Origin of the sequence: Micromonospora sp. SL1-18 (genome assembly GCF_047921505.1) — a bacterium.
GTDB lineage: Bacteria > Actinomycetota > Actinomycetes > Mycobacteriales > Micromonosporaceae > Micromonospora.
Genome location: NZ_JBLROA010000005.1, coordinates 72,499 through 91,235, shown reverse-complemented (window position 1 = coordinate 91,235; position 18,737 = coordinate 72,499). Strand labels below are relative to the sequence as shown.

Below are 18,737 nucleotides of genomic sequence, written 5' to 3'. Positions count from 1 at the left end.
GGGCCGTCGGGGTGGTTCGGGGCGGCGTCGGTGGTTCGACGCCGCCCCGAGCCTGTTTCCGTTTAGCGGGAGGCGAGGAATTCGTTGATGGCGGTGGTGACCTGTTGGCCGGTGGCGTGGCTGCGCACGATGGACATGACGCGGTCGTGCAGGTCGGTTTCGCCGTACTGGTCGTAGGTGTCGGAGATGACGAGGTCCAGCCAGGGCCGCTTGATCGGATCTGGTTTTCCCTCGGTGGGGTTGGCGAGGTACTGGGCGAGGGCGTCGGCGATGCGGCGTTTCGTCGTACTGAGGTGGGTTGGCAGGTCGCCCTGCCGGTCGGCCGGCAGCTGGCCGAGGATTGTGGTCGCCGTGGTGAGGTCGGTGACGGCGGCGTCGATCTGGTCGGCGTTGGTCAGTTCGGTTGCGGCGATGCGGTTGAGCAGGTCGCGGGTTTGGACGAGGAGTTTGACGACGGTCAGTCGTTGGTTCAGTGCCGCGGCCTGGGTGGTGTCGGTGACCTTCGCGATGGCTGTCTCGGCGGCCGTGATCGTCTCCGCCGACGGGTTGGCCTCGGCGGCGGCGACCGCGTCCTGCGCCTTCTTCAGCAGCTGCGCCTGGCTCTCAAGCAGCTGCACGCTCATCGAACCGATAATGAGGGGCAGGTTGTTCGCGGCCACGATCCGCATGTCGGCGTTGCCGTTCTGCCGGTTCCGGAACATCACCTGTGGCAGGTCGAGGGTCACGGTCTGCCAGGTGTTGACCATCGCGGCGGTGATGCTCACGCGGGTCGTGCTCTGGTACGCCGATCCGGTGGCCGCAGAGTCGTACTGGAGGACGAACGAGCCGGCGACCGGGGACCGGTATTGGATGGTCGCCTTGGCGTCGTACGGGCCGCCGAGAATGTAGCGGTCGTCGACGGCGAGGTAGAGGTTGTTGCCGGAGTTGAACGTGTTCTTGTCGATCTGCAGGGCGGGCCGATCGTCAACGACGATCTCGTGCGCTGGGCCGCTCTCGTACGGGATCCAGGTCAGCCCTTCGGGCTCCTCGTTGAAGTCCATCGAGACCCAGGTCACCGGGGGAGAAGGCGGAACCACGTCGATGCGGACCGCCGAGATGGCGAGCGGAAGATTGGCGCCCGCGTTCAGCCGCAGGTCCGCGCCACCGTTCTGCCGGTTGTTGAACTGGATGTCGGGAATGTCGATGGTCGCCGTCTGCCACTGGTTGACCTGGTCGGCGCCGATCGTCACCGGCGTCGAGCGCTGGTAGGCCGAGCCGCTCTGCTGCGAGTCGTACTGGAAGGCGAACGAGCCGGTGACCGGGGAACGGTAGCTGATCGTGGCCTTGACCTGGTACGGCCCGCCGGAGATCGCGGTGTCGTCCACGAACAGGTACAGCTGGTTGGCGCCGCCGAAGGGGTTCTTCTGCAGCTCCAGGGCCCGGCGGCCGTCGACCTCGGTCGTCACGTATGGGCCGTCCTCGTAGTTCTTGTAGGTCAGCCCGTCGGTCTTGTCCGCCGCGACGTCGAACGAGACCGCGTACTTGTTCGGGACCGGGCCGCCGCCCGGGTTGGGGTTCGGGTCGACCCAGTCGGACCGCTCGGCCAGGTACGCCTGGCCCTGCGCGTCCTTCTTCAGCACGAAGTAGTAGTCGACGGTGCCCGGCAGGGACAGGAACTCCGCCTTCAGCGAATCGGGGGTCACCGTCAGCCGCATCGCTCCGAAGTGCGTGGCGTCGCGGAACTTGCTGCCCGGCGCGACGCCGAACAGCGGGGTCAGGCCTTCGCCGCCGTTGCCGGTGATGGCGATGTGGTAACCGTCGGCCGTCTCGATGTGCTCCGCGTGGTGGTCGTGGCCGGCGAGGATCAGATCCACGCCCGGTGTCATCATCCACGCGCGGTCCAGGTTGTTGCCGGCCTTGCCAGAGGAATAGATCGGCTGGTGGCCGCCGGCGATCTTCCAGGCCGACGTGCTGCTGGTGATCGTGTTGCGGTACGCGTCGTAGATCGATGGCTTCGAGCCGCCCGTCGCCGTCTGGCAGTTGGCGTCGGGGTTGACGAAGTCGAGCAGCCCGTTGCCGAAGCCGGCGACGAAGGCCGCCGGGACCTTGAAGTAGTCCAGGCTCGGCTGGACGCTCTCCGGCGTGCAGCCGTTGCCGTAGTCGTGGTTCCCCATGATCGGGAAGAACTTGCCGGCGTCGATGTCCGCCTTGTACGGCGCCTGAGCCTTGACGACCTCGTCGGGCCGGCCCTGCTGGTAGGTGTTATCACCCACGGTCAGGATGGCTTCGGGGGTCCAGGAGTGCACCATGTCGGCCACCTGGTACTCCGCGGCGCAGTTGCGGTCCACGCCGCAGCCACCGTAGTCCCCGATCACGGCGAGGACGAGCCGATCCTGGGGCGGGCGACTCGCGTCGACCGCCGGCGTGATCCGCTGAAGTTCGCCACCGACCGCGCCCGCCGAGGCGGAGAGCCCCGCCGACAAGATCAGCGCGGCGACCGAGGTCAGTGTGAGGCCGAGTTTTCGTTTGGCTAGCACGCCCATCTCCTTGCGGTGTCGCGAGCAACGAGGCGGGACGCTAGGCGGTCGCGGTGATGGCCCGATGAACCCGAGACAAACTGGAGCAGGCGCGCCGGGAATATCCGCTGGTCAGGGGGTCAGCGCCGGTAGCACCACCGGCGGCGGGCCCGCTGACGAGTCAAGAGCGTCGACTCGCGCCGACCGGGGGCCCGCCGGCAGCGGCGAGCCCCCAGCCGGGCGCGGTCAGGAGAGCGCGTTCAGGTAGTCGGGGTTGGCCTTCAGCCACTCCGAGACGGCCTTCTTCTCGTCCCCCTTGTGCGTGTTGAACATCAGGTCCTCCAGCGAGCCGAGCTGCTGGCCGTCCATCTTGAACTGCTGCAGCATCTTCGCGACCTCGGGGAAGTCCTTGCCGAAGCCCTTCCGGCCGAAGGTGTTGATCTGCTCGGCGGCGCCCAGCGTGCCCTTCGGGTCGGTCAGGTCCTTCAGCTCGTACTTGGCGTACGCCCAGTGCGGGTGCCAGAGGGTGACCGCGATCGGCTTCTTCGCGGCGATCGCGCTGTCGAGCGCGGCCAGCATGGCCGGGGTGGAGGAGGTCTTCAGCTTCATGGCGCCGTCCAGGCCGTAGCTGGGCAGCACCTTCTCCTGGGTGGCCTTGGTGAGGCCGGCACCCGGTTCGATGCCGATCATCTGCCCGCCGAAGGTGCCGGCCTTGGCGGCCAGGTCCTCGAGCGAGTCCACGCCCTCGACGTACTTCGGCACGGCGATGCTGAGGCTGGCGTCGTCGTACCAGACGCCGAGCTTCTCGAGCTTGTCGCCGTACTTCTCCATGTAGGAGGCGTGGGTCTGGGGCAGCCAGCCGTCCAGGAAGAGGTCGATGTCGCCGTTGGCCAGGCCGCCGTAGACCAGGCCGGCCTCCAGGTTCTTGAGCTGGACCCGGTAGCCCTTCTCCTCAAGGATGTGCTGCCACAGATGGGACGCGGCGACGGCCTCGTCCCAGGCCATGTAGCCGATGGTGATCTTCTTGCCGTTGCCGGACCCGCCGTCCGACTTCGCGCTGCAGGCGGCGCCGCCCAGTGCCAGGGTGGCGGTCACCGCGAGCGCCAGGACGCGCTTCAGGGTGGTGAACAAGAGTTTCCTTCCTCTCTGAACAGCCGGCAGACCCGCGTACGCGGGAACAGAGGTGCCGGCGGAGGGCGACGGTCAGGCAGCCTGCCGCGCGAGGCGTTGCGCCCGCGCGGAGGGGAACCGGTCGCCCACGGAGTCGGTGAGCCGGTCGAGCACCACGGCGAGGACCACGACGGCGATCCCGCCCTCGAAGCCGCTGCCCACCTCGACCTGGGAGAGCGCGAACATGATCACGTCGCCGAGGCCGCCGGCGCCGACCATGCCGGCGATGACCACCATGGACAGGGCCAGCATGATGACCTGGTTGACCCCGGTCATGATCGTCGGCAGGGCCAGCGGCAGCTTGGTCCGGAGCAGCACCATCCACGGCGGCGCACCGAACGACTCCGCGGCCTGGACGATCTCCTGGTCGACCTGACGCAGGCCGAGCTCGGTCAGGCGTACCCCGGGCGGCATGCTGAACACCAGCGTGGCCAGCACACCGGGTACGGTGCCGATGCCGAAGAAGAAGATCGCCGGGATCAGGTAGACGAACGCCGGCATGGTCTGCATGAGGTCCAGCACCGGCCGGGCCAGGGCGGACGCCCGCTTGTTCTCGGCGATGAAGACGCCCAGCGGGATCGCCAGCAGCAGGGCGAGCACGCTGGCCACGAGCACCTGGGCGAGGGTGCTCATGGTCTCCTCCCAGTACGGCATCCCGGCCACCAGGCCGAGGCCGATTGCGCTGCCGAGGCCGAACTTCCAGCCACGCAGCCACCAGCCGAGCGCGGCCAGGACCAGGACGACCGCCACCGCCGGTACGCCGGTGAGCAGGGCATCGAGCGGCCGGACCAGGGCCTCGACCACGGCCGCGACCGCGTCGAAGACCGGTCCGAGGGTACGCGTGGCCCAGTCGACGGCGGACTCGGTCCAGGTGCCGAGCGGCAACCGGGGCAGCCACGCGTCGAGCGGGGACTGCGCGATGCTCATGCCGGCTCTCCCTTCGCAGAGACCAGTTCGACGCCGGACTGCGCCGGCCCGTCCGGCGCCCCGTCCACCGTGGGCGCCCCCTCCGGGGTCGCGCTGGCCAGGGCGCTGAGCAGGGTGATCCGCGGGATCACCCCGGCCAGCCGGCCCCGGTCGTCCAGGACTGCCACCGGGTGCAGGCTCTCCGCGCAGTCGGCGAACAGGTCGGCCACCGCCGTGTCCTCGGCGACCGTGCGGACCCGTTCGGTCGAGACGTACCCGTCGAGGCTCGGCCGGCCCTCGCGCAGCGCCCGCAGCACCTCGTCCTCGGTGACCGTGCCGAGGAACTGCTTCATCGGCCCGGTCACGTAGACCACTGAGGTCTGGCTCTCCCGCAGGGCGCGGGCGGCCACCCGGGGACCGGCGTTGACGTCCAACACGTGATGCGGCTTCTCCATCACTGACGAGGCGGTCAGGATCCGGGTCCGGTCGACGTCGGCGACGAACTGCGCCACGTAGTCGTTGGCCGGGTCGGTGAGGATCTCCTCGGCGGTGCCGATCTGGACGATCCGGCCGTCCCGCATCACCGCGATCCGGTCGCCGAGACGCATGGCCTCGTTCAGGTCGTGGGTGATGAAGATGATGGTCTTGCCCAGCTCGGCCTGGAGTTCCAGGAGTTGGTCCTGGACCTCCCGGCGGATGAGCGGGTCCAGCGCCGAGAACGCCTCGTCCATCAGCAGGATGTCGGTGCCGGCCGCGAGGGCGCGGGCCAGCCCGACCCGCTGCCGCATGCCGCCGGAGAGGTTGTGGGGGAGCTTGTCCGCCCACTCCTCGAGACCGACCATGCGCAGCGCGTCCAGGGCGCGCTCGCGCCGCTCCGCCTTGGGCAGGCCGGCGACCTCCAGCGCGTAGCCCGCGTTCTCCAGCACCGTCCGGTGCGGCATGAGCGCGAAGTGCTGGAAGACCATGCTGATTTTCTCCCGCCGCAGCTTGCGCAGCGCGGCGGGCTTGAGCGTGGTCAGTTCGACGCCGTCGACCTGCACGCTACCGCGGGTCGGCCGGAGCAGGCCGTTGAGCATCCGGATGAGGGTGGATTTGCCCGAACCGGACAGGCCCATCACGACGAAGATCTCGCCGGGGCGTACCTCGAAGTTCGCGTCGATCACGGCGGCGGTGGCCGGCAGGCCGGCCAGCGCCTCGGCGCGCGGGGCGCCGCTCGCGAGGCGTCTCATCGCCTCGTCAGCGCGATTGCCGAAAATCTTGTAGAGCGACTTCACTGTGAGTGCGGGCACGATCCCCTCTCCGGTGACACCGCTGGCGGATCGCGCCATCGGTGGCCATCTTCGTGTCTCGTCCGTCGGTATCAACATCGGTCACATTTAGTAGGCCACAGGGGGCTGGCCCGGAAACCTACCGACGTCATCAGCGAAAAGCCAGCCGGGCCTGCGGGGATTGTGGATATGCCCACAAAAATCGACGCCTCGCCTGGGTCAAAATCGGTCGTCCGTAGGCTCGGCGGACGTGCCTGTACCCGGTGTGGACCGGTTGATTCAACGCTAGTTGGGGGTTTCGTTCCGCCCCGGCGGGGGTGTCCGTGGCGTGGGTTCACTGTCGCCGTTCGTCCCCGAATGTGACAACAGGTGATTGAGAATCGTCATGTGTTTGTGATTTCCCGTCATGGGACTGTCATATTCCGGCCGGCTGTTCCGGCCCATCCGAGGGCACGCTTCCTTAACGGGATCGGCCGTCCTCGGAAGTCGCCGTGGTATGGATTCGGCGGGCTGTCCGTGTCGAGTCAGCCCTGGCCGGCGCGGAACTCGTCGGTGACGGTCCGTAGCGCCCGGGTAAGCTCCTTGGCGGACAGGGCCGCTCCCGGATCGACCAGCCACTGGGTCGCCAATCCGGCGAGCAGGGCCTGGTGGAAGGCGCCGAGGGTGAGCGCGGCCGGTTCGTCGACCGCCGGGTCGAGCCGGTGGAAGATCTCGGCGAGGCCGATTCGGGCCTGCCGGTTGGCGGTGGCGAACGCCTCCCGCAGCTCGGGCGCGCGGTCCATCTGCGAGATCAGCTCGAACTGGATGGCCCAGAGCGGCCGCAGCCGGTCGAAGGATTCGATGATCCGCTCCCAGGCCGCCTCGAACCGCTCCTGCGGCGTGGCGTTCGGGCCGGCGTCGTCGGCGAGGACGCGTCCCAGTTCCTCGCCCCACTCCGCCATCGCCTCGATGAGGGCCTCGTTGAGCAGCGCCTTCGTGGTGCGGAAGTGATAACCGATGGCGGCCAGGCTGGTGCCGGCGGCGGCGGCGACATCGCGGGCCTTGGTGCCGGCGTAGCCCTTCTCGATCAGGCAGCGCTTGGCCCCGGCGAGCAGGTCCTCCCGATTTCCCATGGGAACAGCGTAGCGGACTTCTCGCACAAACGTCTTGCACAACTGTCTAACACGTACGTACAGTGGCCGGCATGACCGATGTGCTGATCTCCGGCGCCGGCGTCGCCGGCCCTGCCCTCGCCTGGTGGCTGCGCCGCCACGGCTTCCGCCCGACCGTCGTCGAGCGGGCCCCGGCCCTCCGCGACAGCGGCTACAAGGTGGACATCCGGGGCGCGGCCCTGACCGTGGTGGACCGGATGGGCCTGCGCGAAGAGGTGAGCCGCCACGACACCGGCATGCGGCTGGCCCGCTTCGTCGACGCCGACGGGGCGCAACTCGCCACCATGGACGCCGCGCTCTTCGGCGGCCGGGAGGGGGACGACGTCGAGATCATGCGCGGTGACCTGGCCCGCATCCTGGTCGACGCCACCGACGACGTGGAGTACGTCCACGGCGACTCGATCGCCGCGCTGAGCCCGTCCGGAGACGGGGTGGAGGTCGCCTTCGAGCGGGGGTCGAACCGCCGCTTCGACCTGGTGATCGGCGCTGACGGGTTGCATTCGACGGTCCGGCGGCTGGCCTTCGGGCCCGGCTCGGCGCACCTGCGCCCGCTCGGGCACCACATCGCGATCTTCACCGTTCCGGCCGAGTACGGCGAGGAGCGCGTCGAGCTGATGCACCCCGCCCCGGGGCGTACGGTCGGCGTCTACCGGACCGCCGGCGCGCCGGACGCCCGCGCGCTCTTCCTCTTCCCGTCGCCGGCCGAGGAGCCCGACCACCGGGACGTCGCCGCGCAGCGGACGGCGCTGGCCCGGGCGTTCGCCGGGAGCGGCTGGCGGGTGCCGGAGCTGCTCGACGCGATGGCAGACGCGCCGGACTTCTACTTCGACGCGATGAGTCAGGTGCGGATGGACCGCTGGTCGACCGGGCGGATCGCGCTGGTCGGCGACGCCGGGTACGGGGCCTCGCCCGCCTCGGGGCAGGGCACCAGCCTGAGCCTGGTCGGGGCGTACGTGCTGGCGGCGTCGCTGGCCGAGGCGGGCGGCGATCCGGCCGCCGGGTTCGCCGCGTACGAGCGGCGGATGCGCCCGTTCGTGGCGGCCAACCAGCAGCTCGCCGAGCGCAACCTCAAGGGCATGGTGCTCGGCTCGGCCGCGCAGATCCGGTTCCAGACGCTGATGCTGCGGCTCATGCCGCGCCTCCCCGGCCGGGAGCGCATGATCCGCCGGGTCACCGAGCCGATCCGCAAGGCCGCCACGGCGATCACCCTGCCGGACGTCCCGGCCGCCGTGCATTGAGGTCGGCGGGCGGCGGGCCCGGGAGGCACCGCCGGCGTCCCGGCGGCGCCTCGTGCGATGACCGGTCCAGGAACCCGGTGGCCGGGTGAGATCGGGGTCAGATTGCCGCGCGGTTCCGGTCGCTGGCCAGCCTCAGGTATGCCGCGACGCCCAGTGCGGAGAGCGCGGCCGGGTCAGCACCCGGCCCCACCCGAGCTCGGTCGACCCGGTGCCACCGAGCAACGCGGCGACCGTCGGCAGGGTGAGGACGACCAGCACCTCCAGGCCGGTGAACAGGCCACCCGAAGCCCCCTGATGGAGACGGCCGTTGAGGTCACGCCTCAGGTTAGTTCGCCGGCCTCACGCGGGTGGCCCGGCCCGAGGCGCTCGGCGTACGCGTCACGCAGCCGCTCCCAGCCGAAGTCCATCGCCTCGGCGCCGCGGATCGGGCCGACCGGGTCGCCGTCGAGCAGATGGCCGGCGACGTCCAGGCAGAGGTGCCAGCCGGCGGCCACCATCGGGGCGAGGTCGGGCTTGCCGATCCGGTGCCGCAGGGTCAGCCGGGTGCCCGCGTCCGTCGGGGTCAGCTCCCAGCGCAGCAGGTCGTCGCCCCAGGTGTATTCGAGCAGCGCCGGTCGTTCGGCGTGGAGCACGGTCGCGGGCGCGTCGAAGCGCTGCTCGCCGTCGACCGTGCTGAGCGTGGCGTCGCCGGGCGTGCCGAGGTCGCGGCTGGCGAGGAAGGGTGCCCACTGGGCGAGCCGGTCGGGTTCGGTCAGCGCGGCCCACACCTTCTCCGGCGGGTGCCGCAGGTCCCGGACGAACACCAGGTCCCACCGGTCGCCGACCGGTATTTGGGCGACCTCGGCGAGCGGGCCAGGGCGGAAGTTGTCGCGGTCCATCGTCACTCCTGACTGTCGAGATGGCGCTCCAGGGCGTCGAGGTGGTCCGTCCATATCCGCCGGTACGGCCCGAGCCAGTCGTCCACGGTCCGCAGCGGGCGCACGTTGAGCCGATAGATCCGCTGCTGGGCGGCGGTGCGGCAGGTCACGAAGCCAGCCTCGCGGAGCACCTTGAGGTGCTTGGAGACGGCCGGTTGGCTCATCCTCAGCGCGTCCACGAGGCCACCGACGCTGCTCTCGGCCTGGCGCAACCGGTCGAGGATGCGGCGCCGGGTGGGCTCGGCCAGGACGGCGAAGGCGTCGACGGGCACCCACCTAATATGCCTTGCCGCTCATATGCCTGTCAAGGAATGTGGCGAGGTCGGGGCTCCTCCGCGGGCGAGGCGTCGACAACGGGCCCGGCCTTTCGCGCCGAGCGGGGGAGGCGGCTCATTGCTCGGGCCATGGAACTGCGGATCTTCACCGAACCTCAGCAGGGCGCCAGCTACGACCAGTTGCTCGCCGTGGCACGCTGCGCCGAAGAGACCGGCTTCGGCGCCTTCTTCCGCTCCGACCACTACCTGAAGATGGGCTCGGTGACCGGCGAGCCCGGCCCGACGGACGCCTGGACCACCCTCGCCGGCCTGGCTCGGGACACCGCCCGGATCCGGCTCGGCACCCTGATGACCGCGGCCACCTTCCGGCTCCCCGGCCCGCTCGCGATTACCGTCGCGCAGGTCGACCAGATGAGCGGCGGCCGGGTCGAGCTGGGCATCGGCACCGGCTGGTACGCCGAGGAGCACAGCGCGTACGGCATCCCGTTCCCGCCGCTGGCAGAGCGCTTCGACCGGCTGGAGGAGCAGCTCGCCGTCATCACCGGTCTCTGGGAGACCCCGGTCGGCGCGACGTTCGACTTCCCCGGCAAGTACTACCCGGTCAGCGACTCGCCCGCGCTGACCAAGCCGGTGCAGCAGCCCCGGCCGCCCATCCTGATCGGCGGGAAAGGTCCCCGACGCACGCCCCGGCTCGCCGCCCGGTACGCCGACGAGTTCAACCTGCCGTTCGTCTCGGTCGAGGACTCGGCAGCCCAGTTCCGGCGGGTGAAGGACGCCTGCGCCGAGATCGACCGGGACCCGTCCACCATGGTCTGGTCCAACGCCCTGGTGCTCTGCTGCGGGCGGGACGAGGCCGAGGTGGCGCGGCGCGCGGCGGCGATCGGCCGGCAGCCCGCCGAGCTGCGCGAGAACGGCCTCGCCGGCACGCCCGCCGAGGTCGTCGACAAGCTCGGCCGGTACGCCGCGATCGGCAGTCGGCGGGTCTACCTCCAGGTGCTCGACCTGGCCGACCTGGACCACCTGGAGCTGGTCGCCACCGAGGTCATGCGGCAGCTCTGACCCATCGGCGGTGGGGCCCGGTCCCACCGCCGACGCCCGCGGCCGGCCGTGCCTTGACAGTTGATGCATGATGCACCGGGACCACGGCACAGGATCGGGGGCACGACGATGGAGCTGCACCGCAGCCACGGGGCGCTGCCGCTGGCCGGCCGCAACTGGGCGGGCAACGTCCGGTACGCCGCCCGGGCGCGGCACGAGCCGGCCAGCATCGACGAGCTGCGCCGGCTGGTGGCCACGGCCGACCGGATCCGGGCACTGGGCACCGGGCACTCGTTCAACCGCCTCGGCGACACCACCGGGGAGCTGGTCTCGGTGGCCGGGCTGCCGCCCACCGTCGCGCTGGACCGCGACCGCGGCACGGTCACCGTCGCCGCCGGCCTGCGCTACGGCGACGTCGCCACCCGCCTGCACGCCGAGGGGTACGCGCTGGCCAACCTCGCCTCGCTGCCGCACATCTCGGTGGCCGGCGCGGTCGCCACCGCCACCCACGGCTCGGGTGCCGCCCACGGCAACCTGGCCACCGCCGTGGCCGCGCTGGAGCTGGTCACCGCCAGCGGTGACCTGCTCACCCTGGACCGCACCGATCCGCGGTTCGCCGGGATGGTGGTCAACCTCGGCGCGCTGGGCGTGGTCAATCGAGTCACCCTCGATGTGGTGCCCACGTTCGACGTGCGGCAGTACGTCCGGCTCGGTCTGCCGCGCGCCGCGCTCGACGCCGCCTGCGACGCGGCGTACAGCGTCAGCGTCTTCACCCGCTGGCGCTCGTCGCGGCTGGACCAGGTGTGGCTCAAGCAGCGGGCCGACGAGCCGCCCCTCCCGGCGGACTGGCTGGACACCGTCGCCGCCGACGCGCCCTGCCACCCGGTGCCAGGCATGCCGGCGGAGCACTGCACCGCCCAGCTCGGCGAGCCCGGGGCGTGGCACGAGCGGCTGCCGCACTTCCGGCTCGGCTTCACCCCGAGCAGCGGCGACGAACTCCAGTCGGAGTGGCACCTGCCGCGTGCGGCGGCCGTCGCCGCGCTCGCCGCGCTCGACCCGGCCGCCGAACGGATCGCCGCGGTGTTGCAGGTCTGCGAGCTGCGTACGGTCGCTGCGGACGGGCTGTGGCTCAGCCCGAACCACGGCCGGGACACCCTCGCGATCCACTTCACCTGGATCGGCGACCCGGCGGCCGTGGCCCCGGTGCTGGCCGAGGTGGAGGAACGGCTGGCGCCCTTCGCGCCGCGCCCGCACTGGGGCAAGCTCTTCGCGTGTGACCCGGCCGCGACGTACCCCCGGTACGACGACTTCCGTAACCTGCTGCGCGCCCTCGACCCGGACGGGAAGTTCCGCACCGACGAGCTGGACCGGTACTTCCCGGCCTAGCGGCGTCCGGCGGCCATCTGCTCGCGCATGTGGCCGCGCTGCACCGCCCGGCTGATGTCGCTGGGCGAGACGATCCCGACCAGGCGTTGTTCGGTCACCACGAGCGCCCGGCCATCGGCGCACGCGCTGAGCTTGGGAAGCAGGTCGGTGAGCTGTTCGTCCGGGTTGGCGAGCACCAGGTCGTCGGCGCGGCAGGCGACCTCGGCCAGGGTGGTGGACATCCGCCGGTCGGCGGGGATGCCGCGTACCCGGTCGAGGGTGACCAGGCCGACGGGTCGCCCGTCCTCGGTGAGGGGCAGCGCCGTGTGCCGGTACGCGAACAGATGGTGGTCCACGAAGTCGGCGACGGTCATCTCCCCGTTGGCGGTCTGCGGCTGCGGGGTCATCACGTCGGCGACGCGTACCCCCTGCAGCGCGCTGCCCATCCGGGCCTGGCGCTCCTCCGCGCCGGCGGCCCCGATCAGGAACCAGCCGATCACCGCCAGCCAGAGCCCGCCAATCCCGGCGCCCCTGAAGAACTGCCAGAGCCCGACGGCGATCAGTAGGATGCCGAGCCCCCAGCCGGCGCGGGCGGCCACCACCGATGCCTTCGTCCGGTCGCCGGTGGCCTTCCACACCACCGCGCGCAGCAGCCGCCCGCCGTCGAGCGGGGCGGCCGGCAGCACGTTGAAGATCGCCAGCAGGACGTTGATGCCGGCCAGCCAGGACAGCGCGCCGACCAGCAGGCCGCGGCCGCTGGCGAAGGCGACCAGCGCGGCGATCACGCCGAAGAAGATCCCGATCAGCAGGCTCACCAGCGGCCCGATTCCGGCGATCCGCAGCTCGGCGCCGGGATCCTTCGCCTCCCCCTTCAGCTTGGACACCCCGCCGAAGAGCCAGAGCGTGATGTCCTCGACCTCGATCCCGTTACGCCTGGCGATCACCGAGTGCGCCACCTCGTGGGCGAGCAGGCCGAGGAAGAACACCACGGACGCGGCCAGCCCCGCACCCACGTACGCGGCGGTCGAATTGCCGGGGTAGGAACGTGGGAACAGACTGGCCGACAGCGCCCAGGCGATCAACCCGAAGATGACCAGGACGCTCCAGTTGACCCCGATGGGTACGCCCGCGATCCGGCCAAGCCGGAAGCTCGCCCTCATGACCCCCGTCATACCCACTGACGGCGAACCCATGCCGGTCGGGCCGTTCTGAGTCGCTATGCCGACAGTCGGCCGGACATGGATACAGCTCACTTTTCGGGGATAGTGGCGAGGTGGCGACCGGTGAGGGTGATGACCCGTACCTCTGGCTCGAAGACCTTGATGGGGTGGAAGCCGCCGGGTGGGTGCGGGAGCGCAATGCGGAGACTGCCGCCGCGCTGACCGGGGGCGAGCGGTTCGCCGCCCTGCGGGCCGAGATCCGGCAGGTGCTCGACGCCGACGACCGCATTCCCGACCCGGGCTGGCGGGGCGATGGCTTCTACTACAACTTCTGGCGAGACGCGGCGCACCCTCGTGGGCTCTGGCGGCGGACCACCCTCGACCAGTACCGCCGGCCCGAGCCGGAATGGGACGTGCTGCTCGACGTCGACGCGTTGGCCGCTGACGAGAGCGAGAACTGGGTCTGGAGCGCCGTGACGGTGCTGCGCCCCGGTTACCAGCGCTGTCTGGTCAGCCTCTCCCGGGGTGGCGCGGACGCGGTGGTGGTCCGCGAGTTCGACCTGGGCCGCCGGGCCTTCGTCGAGGACGGCTTCACGCTTCCCGAGGCCAAGAGCGATGTCTGCTGGATCGACGCGGACCACATCTACGTCGCCACCGACTTCGGGCCGGGGTCGCTGACCACCTCCGGGTACGCGCGCATCGTCAAGCGGTGGCGACGAGGCACGCCGCTGGCCGAGGCCGAAGTCGTCTACGAGGGACGTGTCGATGACGTGGGCGTGGGTGCCTCGCACGACTCGACACCCGGGTTCGAGCGCGATTTCGTCGGGCGCAGCCTGGATTTCTACCGCAGTGAGAGCTACCTCCTGACGGAGGCGGGGGAGCGGATCCGGATCGCGGTGCCGGAGGACGCCGGCTGGGACGTACATCGGGAATGGCTCGTGATCCGGCTCCGCTCGCCCTGGCAGGTCGGCGGCGTGACCCATCCCGCGGGTGCCCTGCTGGCGGCGAGATTCGACGCGTTCCTCGCTGGGGAGCGGGACCTGACCGTGCTCTTCCGGCCGGACGGCCACACGGCGCTGAGCTACCACGTCTGGACCAGGAACCACCTGATCCTGGCCACCCTCGCCGACGTGCGGAGCCGGCTGGAGGTGCTGACGCCCGGCGAGCCGGAGTGGCGGCGGGAGCCGCTCGCGGGGGTGCCGGCGGACGACCACAGCCGAATCGTGGACACCGACCCGGACAACGACGACGCCTACCTGCTCGCCTCGGAAGGGTTTCGCCAACCGGCGACGCTGCGGCTCGGACAGGTCGGCGGCGGCGTCGAGACCCTCAAGCGGGAGCCGGCGTTCTTCGACGCCGAGGGCCTGGCGGTACGCCAGTTCTTCGCCACCTCGGCCGACGGTACGCGGGTGCCGTACTTCGTGGTGGGGAACCAGGATTCGCCTGCCGGGCCGACGCTGCTCACCGGGTACGGCGGGTACGAGATATCCCAGCTCCCGCACTACAGCGGCGTGATCGGCCGGGGCTGGCTGGCCCGGGGTGGCACGTACGTCGTGGCGAACATCCGGGGCGGCGGGGAGTACGGACCCGAGTGGCACCGGGCCGCGATGCGGCAGAACCGGCCCCGGGCGTACGAGGACTTCGCCGCGGTGGCGGCCGACCTGGTGGCACGGGGGATCACCACGCCGGCGCAGCTCGGCATCGAGGGCGGCAGCAACGGCGGGCTGCTGACGGGGGTGATGCTGACCCGCTACCCCGCGCTCTTCGGCGCGGTCGTCGCGCGGGTGCCGGTGCTCGACATGCGGCGCTACCACCGGCTGCTGGCAGGCGCCTCCTGGATGGCCGAGTACGGCGACCCGGACCGGGCGGGGGACTGGGCCTACCTGCGGGAGTACTCGCCGTACCACAACATCCGCGGCGGGCCGGCGTACCCGCCGGTCCTGCTCGTCACGTCGACACGGGACGACCGGGTACATCCGGGGCACGCCCGCAAGATGGCGGCCCGGCTACGCGAGCACGGCCAGGACGTGTCCTACTACGAGAACGTCGAAGGCGGGCACGGCGCCGCCGCCAACAACGAACAGCACGCGTTCATCTGGGCGCTGGTGCTGGATTTCCTGTGGCGGAAGCTTGCCGAGCCGCTGGACGCCCGCATACCGCGCCAGCCGTCAGCCGCCGACGCGGGGGAGCGGGCCCTGACGGTTGAGGCGCCGTAAGGACTGCACGACTGATCGGTCTGTTTCATTCGGTGCCGCAACTCCATGATCGTCCAGGGGCGTCAGCGGCGGCCGGGGGCTTGGGTCACCACGGTTTGGGAGAACTCGTTGGCCGCCTCGACCGCCCACTCCAGCGCGAAGTCGGCCTCCTCCTCCCAGCCCGGCCCGCCGATCGCGAAGTGCGACCGGCCGGGGAACTCCTGGTAGCCGGTGAGGGCCCGGGAAGGCCGGTAGATGTCGGCGTTGAGGCGGACCACCGGGGGCGGCACGACGTGGTCGGCGTCTCCGGCGAGCAGCAGCAGGGGCGCCCGGTCGGACTCGTGGCTGTCGATCTTCGTGACTCCGCCCGGTTCGAGGTTGGCGAAGACGGCCTCGAAGAGGACGTGCCCCGCTGCGGGGATGGCATACCGTTCCCAGGCCGCGTCGGACTCCTGCCGGCTCATCGTGTTGCCGAAGACGAAAAGGAAGTCGTCCGGGCTCATCGGCACCGCACGGTGCAGGTGGGTCGGGCTGTCCAGGACGGGAAAGACCGACCGGAGGGTGCTCAACGGGAACTCCTGCACCCCGTCGACCGGAACGGGATGAACGGCCACGGCGGCGGCGCTCAGCCTCCGGGCGACCAGGAGTTGGACGATCAGGCCGCCGAACGAGTGCCCCATGATGATCGGCGGTCGGGGCTGCTCCCGGATGATCCGGGCGTAGTGGTCGGTGATGTCCGCGATGCGCTGCCCGGCGATCGGGGTCGGATCCGCCCGCAGCTCCTCGACCTCGGCCTCCAAGCCGGGCCAGGCCGGCGCCAGCACCTGGAAGCCCCGCGCCCGGTACCGTTCGGCCCAGTGCTCCCAGCTACGCGGGGTCAACCAGAGCCCGTGGATCAGCACGATCGTGTCGACTCGCTCCGTCGGCGCCGCCATGGTGACCTCCCCGTGTCGCGGTGCGCGGACCCGGCGGTTACCCGGCCCGGCCGCCGTCAGTCTCCGATGACCGCGCACTTCCACGCGCGAGGAGAACGGCTGGCTGCTCGGCCGGTGAGCCGGGTCAGGCGGTCGCCGGTGGGGTGGTGAGCTGGTCGACCACCACAACGCTGGTGCCCGGCGGCACCTCGGCGAGGAGTTGGCGCTGGCCGCTGCGGGTCAACCGGATGCAGCCGTTGGTGACGTTCTTGCCGAGCGTGGCGTCGGTGTGCCAGCTGTGCAGGCCGATGTGCGCGCCGCGCAGGCCGGTCGGCACCGCGTCCGGGTCGTCGGGGATCGCGCCCAGGGCGAAGATGTCGACGCCGCCGTAGACCGACTGGGGTGGGGGCGTACGGCCGAGGATGAAGGTGCGACCGAGCGGGGTGGACTGGCCGGGCGCGCCGAGGCTGACCTCCCAGGACCGCATCGCCTGGCCGTCCCGGTACCAGGTGAGGCGGTGGGGCCGGCGTTCCACCACGATCTGGTCGCGTAGGGCGACCGTGGTCCAGCCGCCGACCGGGAGCCAGGCGATCCGGCGGTTCGCCGAGGGCAGCAGCACGGCGGTCCAACCGACCCGCCGGTCGACGATCGGCATGGTCAGCTTGACGCCGCTGATGGTGGGGGCGAGGAAGGCCAGCGGCCGCCCGCCCGGCGCGTCGTACGCGGCGACGTTCCGGCTCGGCGTCGCCCCCTCGGTGAGCGGCCGGATATCGCCTGTGCCCGGGTCGGCGGGGAACCCGCGAGGCGCCGGGGCGTACGTGACCACCGGCAGGTTGTCCGGGGCGGGTGCCGCGGGCGGCACGGACTCCTCCGGCGTCGGGCTCGTGGTCGGCGATGCCGGCGTGGTGACGACGGGCGTGGCGCCCGCGGCGGCCGGGGCCGGTGCCGGGCTGCCGGTCAGCGCCCGGCCGACCAGCAGCGCCGCCACCAGCAGCAGCGGTACGCCGAGCGCGGCGAGCAGCCAGCCGAGGGCCCACCGCGAGATCAATCGGTCAAACAGCACGAACCCCACCTTAATCGACGGGAAGCCCTCGCTCGACCAATGCCGGTGCGGGGTTCCGAATGCGTCGTCCAGCGACCGGACGCGGCATCGATGGTCAGGATAGTTTCGCGCCGATGTGGAATGTATCGCCGCACGAGGCCAAAGATTCGTCCCGTCCGTACCTGAGGAGGGAGCCGAGTAGCCGACGGCGGGGTCGGGCGTGGCCCGACCCCGCCGTCGCGGGATCAGCGGACCGGGGTGAGCCGGTCGGTGCCGAGCTTGTCGCGGAGCACCTCCGGCACCAGCACCGAGCCGTCCGGCTGCTGGAACTGCTCCAGGATGGCCGGGAAGAGCCGGCTGGTGGCCAGCGCCGAGCCGTTGAGGGTGTGCACGAAGCGGGTCTGCTTGCCGCCCGGCTCGCGGTAGCGGATGGCCGCCCGGCGGGCCTGGTAGTCACCGCCCCAGGAGACCGACGACACCTCCTTGTACTTGCCGGTGCTCGGCATCCAGACCTCGACGTCCAGGGTCTTCCGCATCGCGGCGCTGGCGTCGCCGGCCGCGAGCAGGCTGGTCTGGTAGTGCAGGCCCAGCCGCTCGACCAGGCCTTCCACGTGGGCGACCATCTCCGCCAGCGCGGTGTCCGCCTGCTCGGGCAGGGTGAACTGGAAGATCTCCACCTTGTTGAACTGGTGGCCGCGCACGGTGCCGCGCTCGTCGGAGTGCGAGCCGGCGGCCTCGCGCCGGTAGCACGGGGTGTAGGCGAACGCCTTCAGCGGCAGCTTCGCCGTCTCCAGGATCTCGTCCTGGTACGCCCCGAGGATCGCCGTCTCCGCCGTGGGCAGCAGGAACTGCCCGCGCGGCGCGGACTGCCGGTCGAGGTGGTAGACGTCGTCGTAGAACTTCGGAAACTGCCCGGCCGCGAAGCCGGCGCTGTCGAGCAGCAGGTGCGGCGGGAGCAGGAACTCGTACCCGGCCTTGATGTCCTGCTCGATCAGCCAGTTGAGCAGCGCCCACTCCAGCCGGGCACCGAGGCCGGTGTACATCCAGAAGCCGGAGCCACCGAGCTTCACGCCGCGCTCGTGGTCGACCAGGCCGAGGAGGCGGGACAGCTCGACGTGGTCCTGGACCTTCTCGATCACCGGCGGCTCGCCGAAGGTCTTGACGACCTGGTTCGCTTCCTTGCCGCCGGCGACGACGTCGTCGGCGGGCAGGTTGGGCAGCTCGCTCATGGCGGTGCGCAGCCGGGACTGCACCTCGTCCAGTTGGGACTCCAGCTCGGCGAGCTGCTTGCGCTCGGCCTCCGGCGCGACCGGCTCCGGCGCGACGCCGGAACGCTTGGCCTGCGCGTACGCCCGCGCCTCCGCCTTGCGGCGCTGCCGCTCGGCGTCGATCTCACCGATCAGGGCGCGACGTTCCTGGTCGAGCCGCTGGATCTCGTCCAGCGCCCGGTTGACCTCGGCGGGATCCAGACGCTTCGCCAGCGCGGTCGCCACCGCCTCGCGATCCTTCCGGATCAACTCCATGTCGAGCATGCTGCTCCGTACGCCTCCGTCCAGGCAGTCAGGTGGGACCCCCAGATGCTACCGTCGCGGCCCCGCCGGCC

Annotated in this window: 16 protein-coding genes; 4 read left to right on the top strand and 12 right to left on the bottom strand. The window is 71.1% G+C overall.

Translation table 11 applies throughout. The annotated features are described in order from the left end of the window. Window positions 1-62: 62 nt before the first annotated feature. From ACNAW0_RS03710 to ACNAW0_RS03690, 5 genes are all read right to left on the bottom strand, one after another. Window positions 63-2,516 carry a metallophosphoesterase gene (locus tag ACNAW0_RS03710; protein WP_416286262.1) on the bottom strand — a complete coding sequence of 818 codons (2,454 nt, stop codon included), beginning with the start codon at window positions 2,514-2,516 and terminating at the stop codon, window positions 63-65. Between the two features lie 225 nt (window positions 2,517-2,741). Beyond that, window positions 2,742-3,626 carry a glycine betaine ABC transporter substrate-binding protein gene (locus ACNAW0_RS03705; RefSeq protein WP_416286261.1) on the bottom strand — a complete coding sequence of 295 codons (885 nt, stop codon included), beginning with the start codon at window positions 3,624-3,626 and terminating at the stop codon, window positions 2,742-2,744. A gap of 72 nt (window positions 3,627-3,698) precedes the next feature. Next, window positions 3,699-4,592 carry an ABC transporter permease gene (locus ACNAW0_RS03700; RefSeq protein WP_416286260.1) on the bottom strand — a complete coding sequence of 298 codons (894 nt, stop codon included), beginning with the start codon at window positions 4,590-4,592 and terminating at the stop codon, window positions 3,699-3,701. After that, window positions 4,589-5,899 carry a quaternary amine ABC transporter ATP-binding protein gene (locus tag ACNAW0_RS03695; RefSeq protein WP_416286259.1) on the bottom strand — a complete coding sequence of 437 codons (1,311 nt, stop codon included), beginning with the start codon at window positions 5,897-5,899 and terminating at the stop codon, window positions 4,589-4,591. Before ACNAW0_RS03695 ends, ACNAW0_RS03700 begins: the two co-directional genes overlap by 4 nt. Window positions 5,900-6,363: 464 nt before the next feature. Continuing rightward, a complete protein-coding gene (locus tag ACNAW0_RS03690) occupies window positions 6,364-6,951 on the bottom strand; it encodes a TetR family transcriptional regulator (protein WP_416286258.1) in 588 nt (195 codons plus the stop codon). A 71-nt stretch (window positions 6,952-7,022) separates the two neighbouring features. Between ACNAW0_RS03690 and ACNAW0_RS03685 the strand changes: the two genes are divergently transcribed. Continuing rightward, window positions 7,023-8,228 (top strand): FAD-dependent monooxygenase, encoded by a 1,206-nt coding sequence (locus ACNAW0_RS03685; RefSeq protein ID WP_416286257.1) that lies wholly within the window; start codon window positions 7,023-7,025, stop codon window positions 8,226-8,228. Between the two features lie 132 nt (window positions 8,229-8,360). Here ACNAW0_RS03685 and ACNAW0_RS03680 read toward each other — a convergent pair whose 3' ends face one another. The 3 genes from ACNAW0_RS03680 to ACNAW0_RS03670 form a co-directional block, all read right to left on the bottom strand. After that, complete coding sequence (locus tag ACNAW0_RS03680; RefSeq protein ID WP_416286256.1) at window positions 8,361-8,486, bottom strand: hypothetical protein; 126 nt, start codon at window positions 8,484-8,486, stop codon at window positions 8,361-8,363. A 62-nt stretch (window positions 8,487-8,548) separates the two neighbouring features. Further along, complete coding sequence (locus ACNAW0_RS03675; protein ID WP_416286255.1) at window positions 8,549-9,106, bottom strand: SRPBCC family protein; 558 nt, start codon at window positions 9,104-9,106, stop codon at window positions 8,549-8,551. A gap of 2 nt (window positions 9,107-9,108) precedes the next feature. Then, a complete protein-coding gene (locus ACNAW0_RS03670; RefSeq protein WP_416286253.1) occupies window positions 9,109-9,417 on the bottom strand; it encodes an ArsR/SmtB family transcription factor in 309 nt (102 codons plus the stop codon). A 132-nt stretch (window positions 9,418-9,549) separates the two neighbouring features. On the opposite strand from ACNAW0_RS03670, the gene ACNAW0_RS03665 reads away from it, so the two are divergent. Next, complete coding sequence (locus tag ACNAW0_RS03665; protein WP_416286252.1) at window positions 9,550-10,479, top strand: LLM class F420-dependent oxidoreductase; 930 nt, start codon at window positions 9,550-9,552, stop codon at window positions 10,477-10,479. 108 nt (window positions 10,480-10,587) lie between these two features. After that, on the top strand, window positions 10,588-11,844 hold the full coding sequence (locus ACNAW0_RS03660; RefSeq protein ID WP_416286251.1) for an FAD-binding protein: 1,257 nt from the start codon (window positions 10,588-10,590) through the stop codon (window positions 11,842-11,844). Here ACNAW0_RS03660 and ACNAW0_RS03655 read toward each other — a convergent pair. Beyond that, complete coding sequence (locus tag ACNAW0_RS03655) at window positions 11,841-12,983, bottom strand: site-2 protease family protein (protein ID WP_416286250.1); 1,143 nt, start codon at window positions 12,981-12,983, stop codon at window positions 11,841-11,843. The two genes, ACNAW0_RS03660 and ACNAW0_RS03655, sit on opposite strands and share 4 nt — an antisense overlap. Window positions 12,984-13,096: 113 nt before the next feature. Between ACNAW0_RS03655 and ACNAW0_RS03650 the strand changes: the two genes are divergently transcribed. Next, window positions 13,097-15,199, top strand: a complete 2,103-nt coding sequence (locus ACNAW0_RS03650) for a prolyl oligopeptidase family serine peptidase (RefSeq protein ID WP_416286249.1) — start codon at window positions 13,097-13,099, stop codon at window positions 15,197-15,199. Window positions 15,200-15,261: 62 nt separating this feature from the next. Here the strand turns inward: ACNAW0_RS03650 and ACNAW0_RS03645 are convergent, their stop codons facing one another. From ACNAW0_RS03645 to serS, 3 genes are all read right to left on the bottom strand, one after another. Next, window positions 15,262-16,113 carry an alpha/beta hydrolase gene (locus tag ACNAW0_RS03645; protein WP_416286248.1) on the bottom strand — a complete coding sequence of 284 codons (852 nt, stop codon included), beginning with the start codon at window positions 16,111-16,113 and terminating at the stop codon, window positions 15,262-15,264. 124 nt (window positions 16,114-16,237) lie between these two features. After that, window positions 16,238-17,155, bottom strand: coding sequence for a L,D-transpeptidase family protein (locus ACNAW0_RS03640; RefSeq protein ID WP_416286246.1), 918 nt, complete (start codon window positions 17,153-17,155; stop codon window positions 16,238-16,240). Between the two features lie 224 nt (window positions 17,156-17,379). Further along, on the bottom strand, window positions 17,380-18,666 hold the full coding sequence (serS, locus tag ACNAW0_RS03635; RefSeq protein WP_416286245.1) for a serine--tRNA ligase: 1,287 nt from the start codon (window positions 18,664-18,666) through the stop codon (window positions 17,380-17,382). Between the last annotated feature and the right edge of the window lie 71 nt (window positions 18,667-18,737).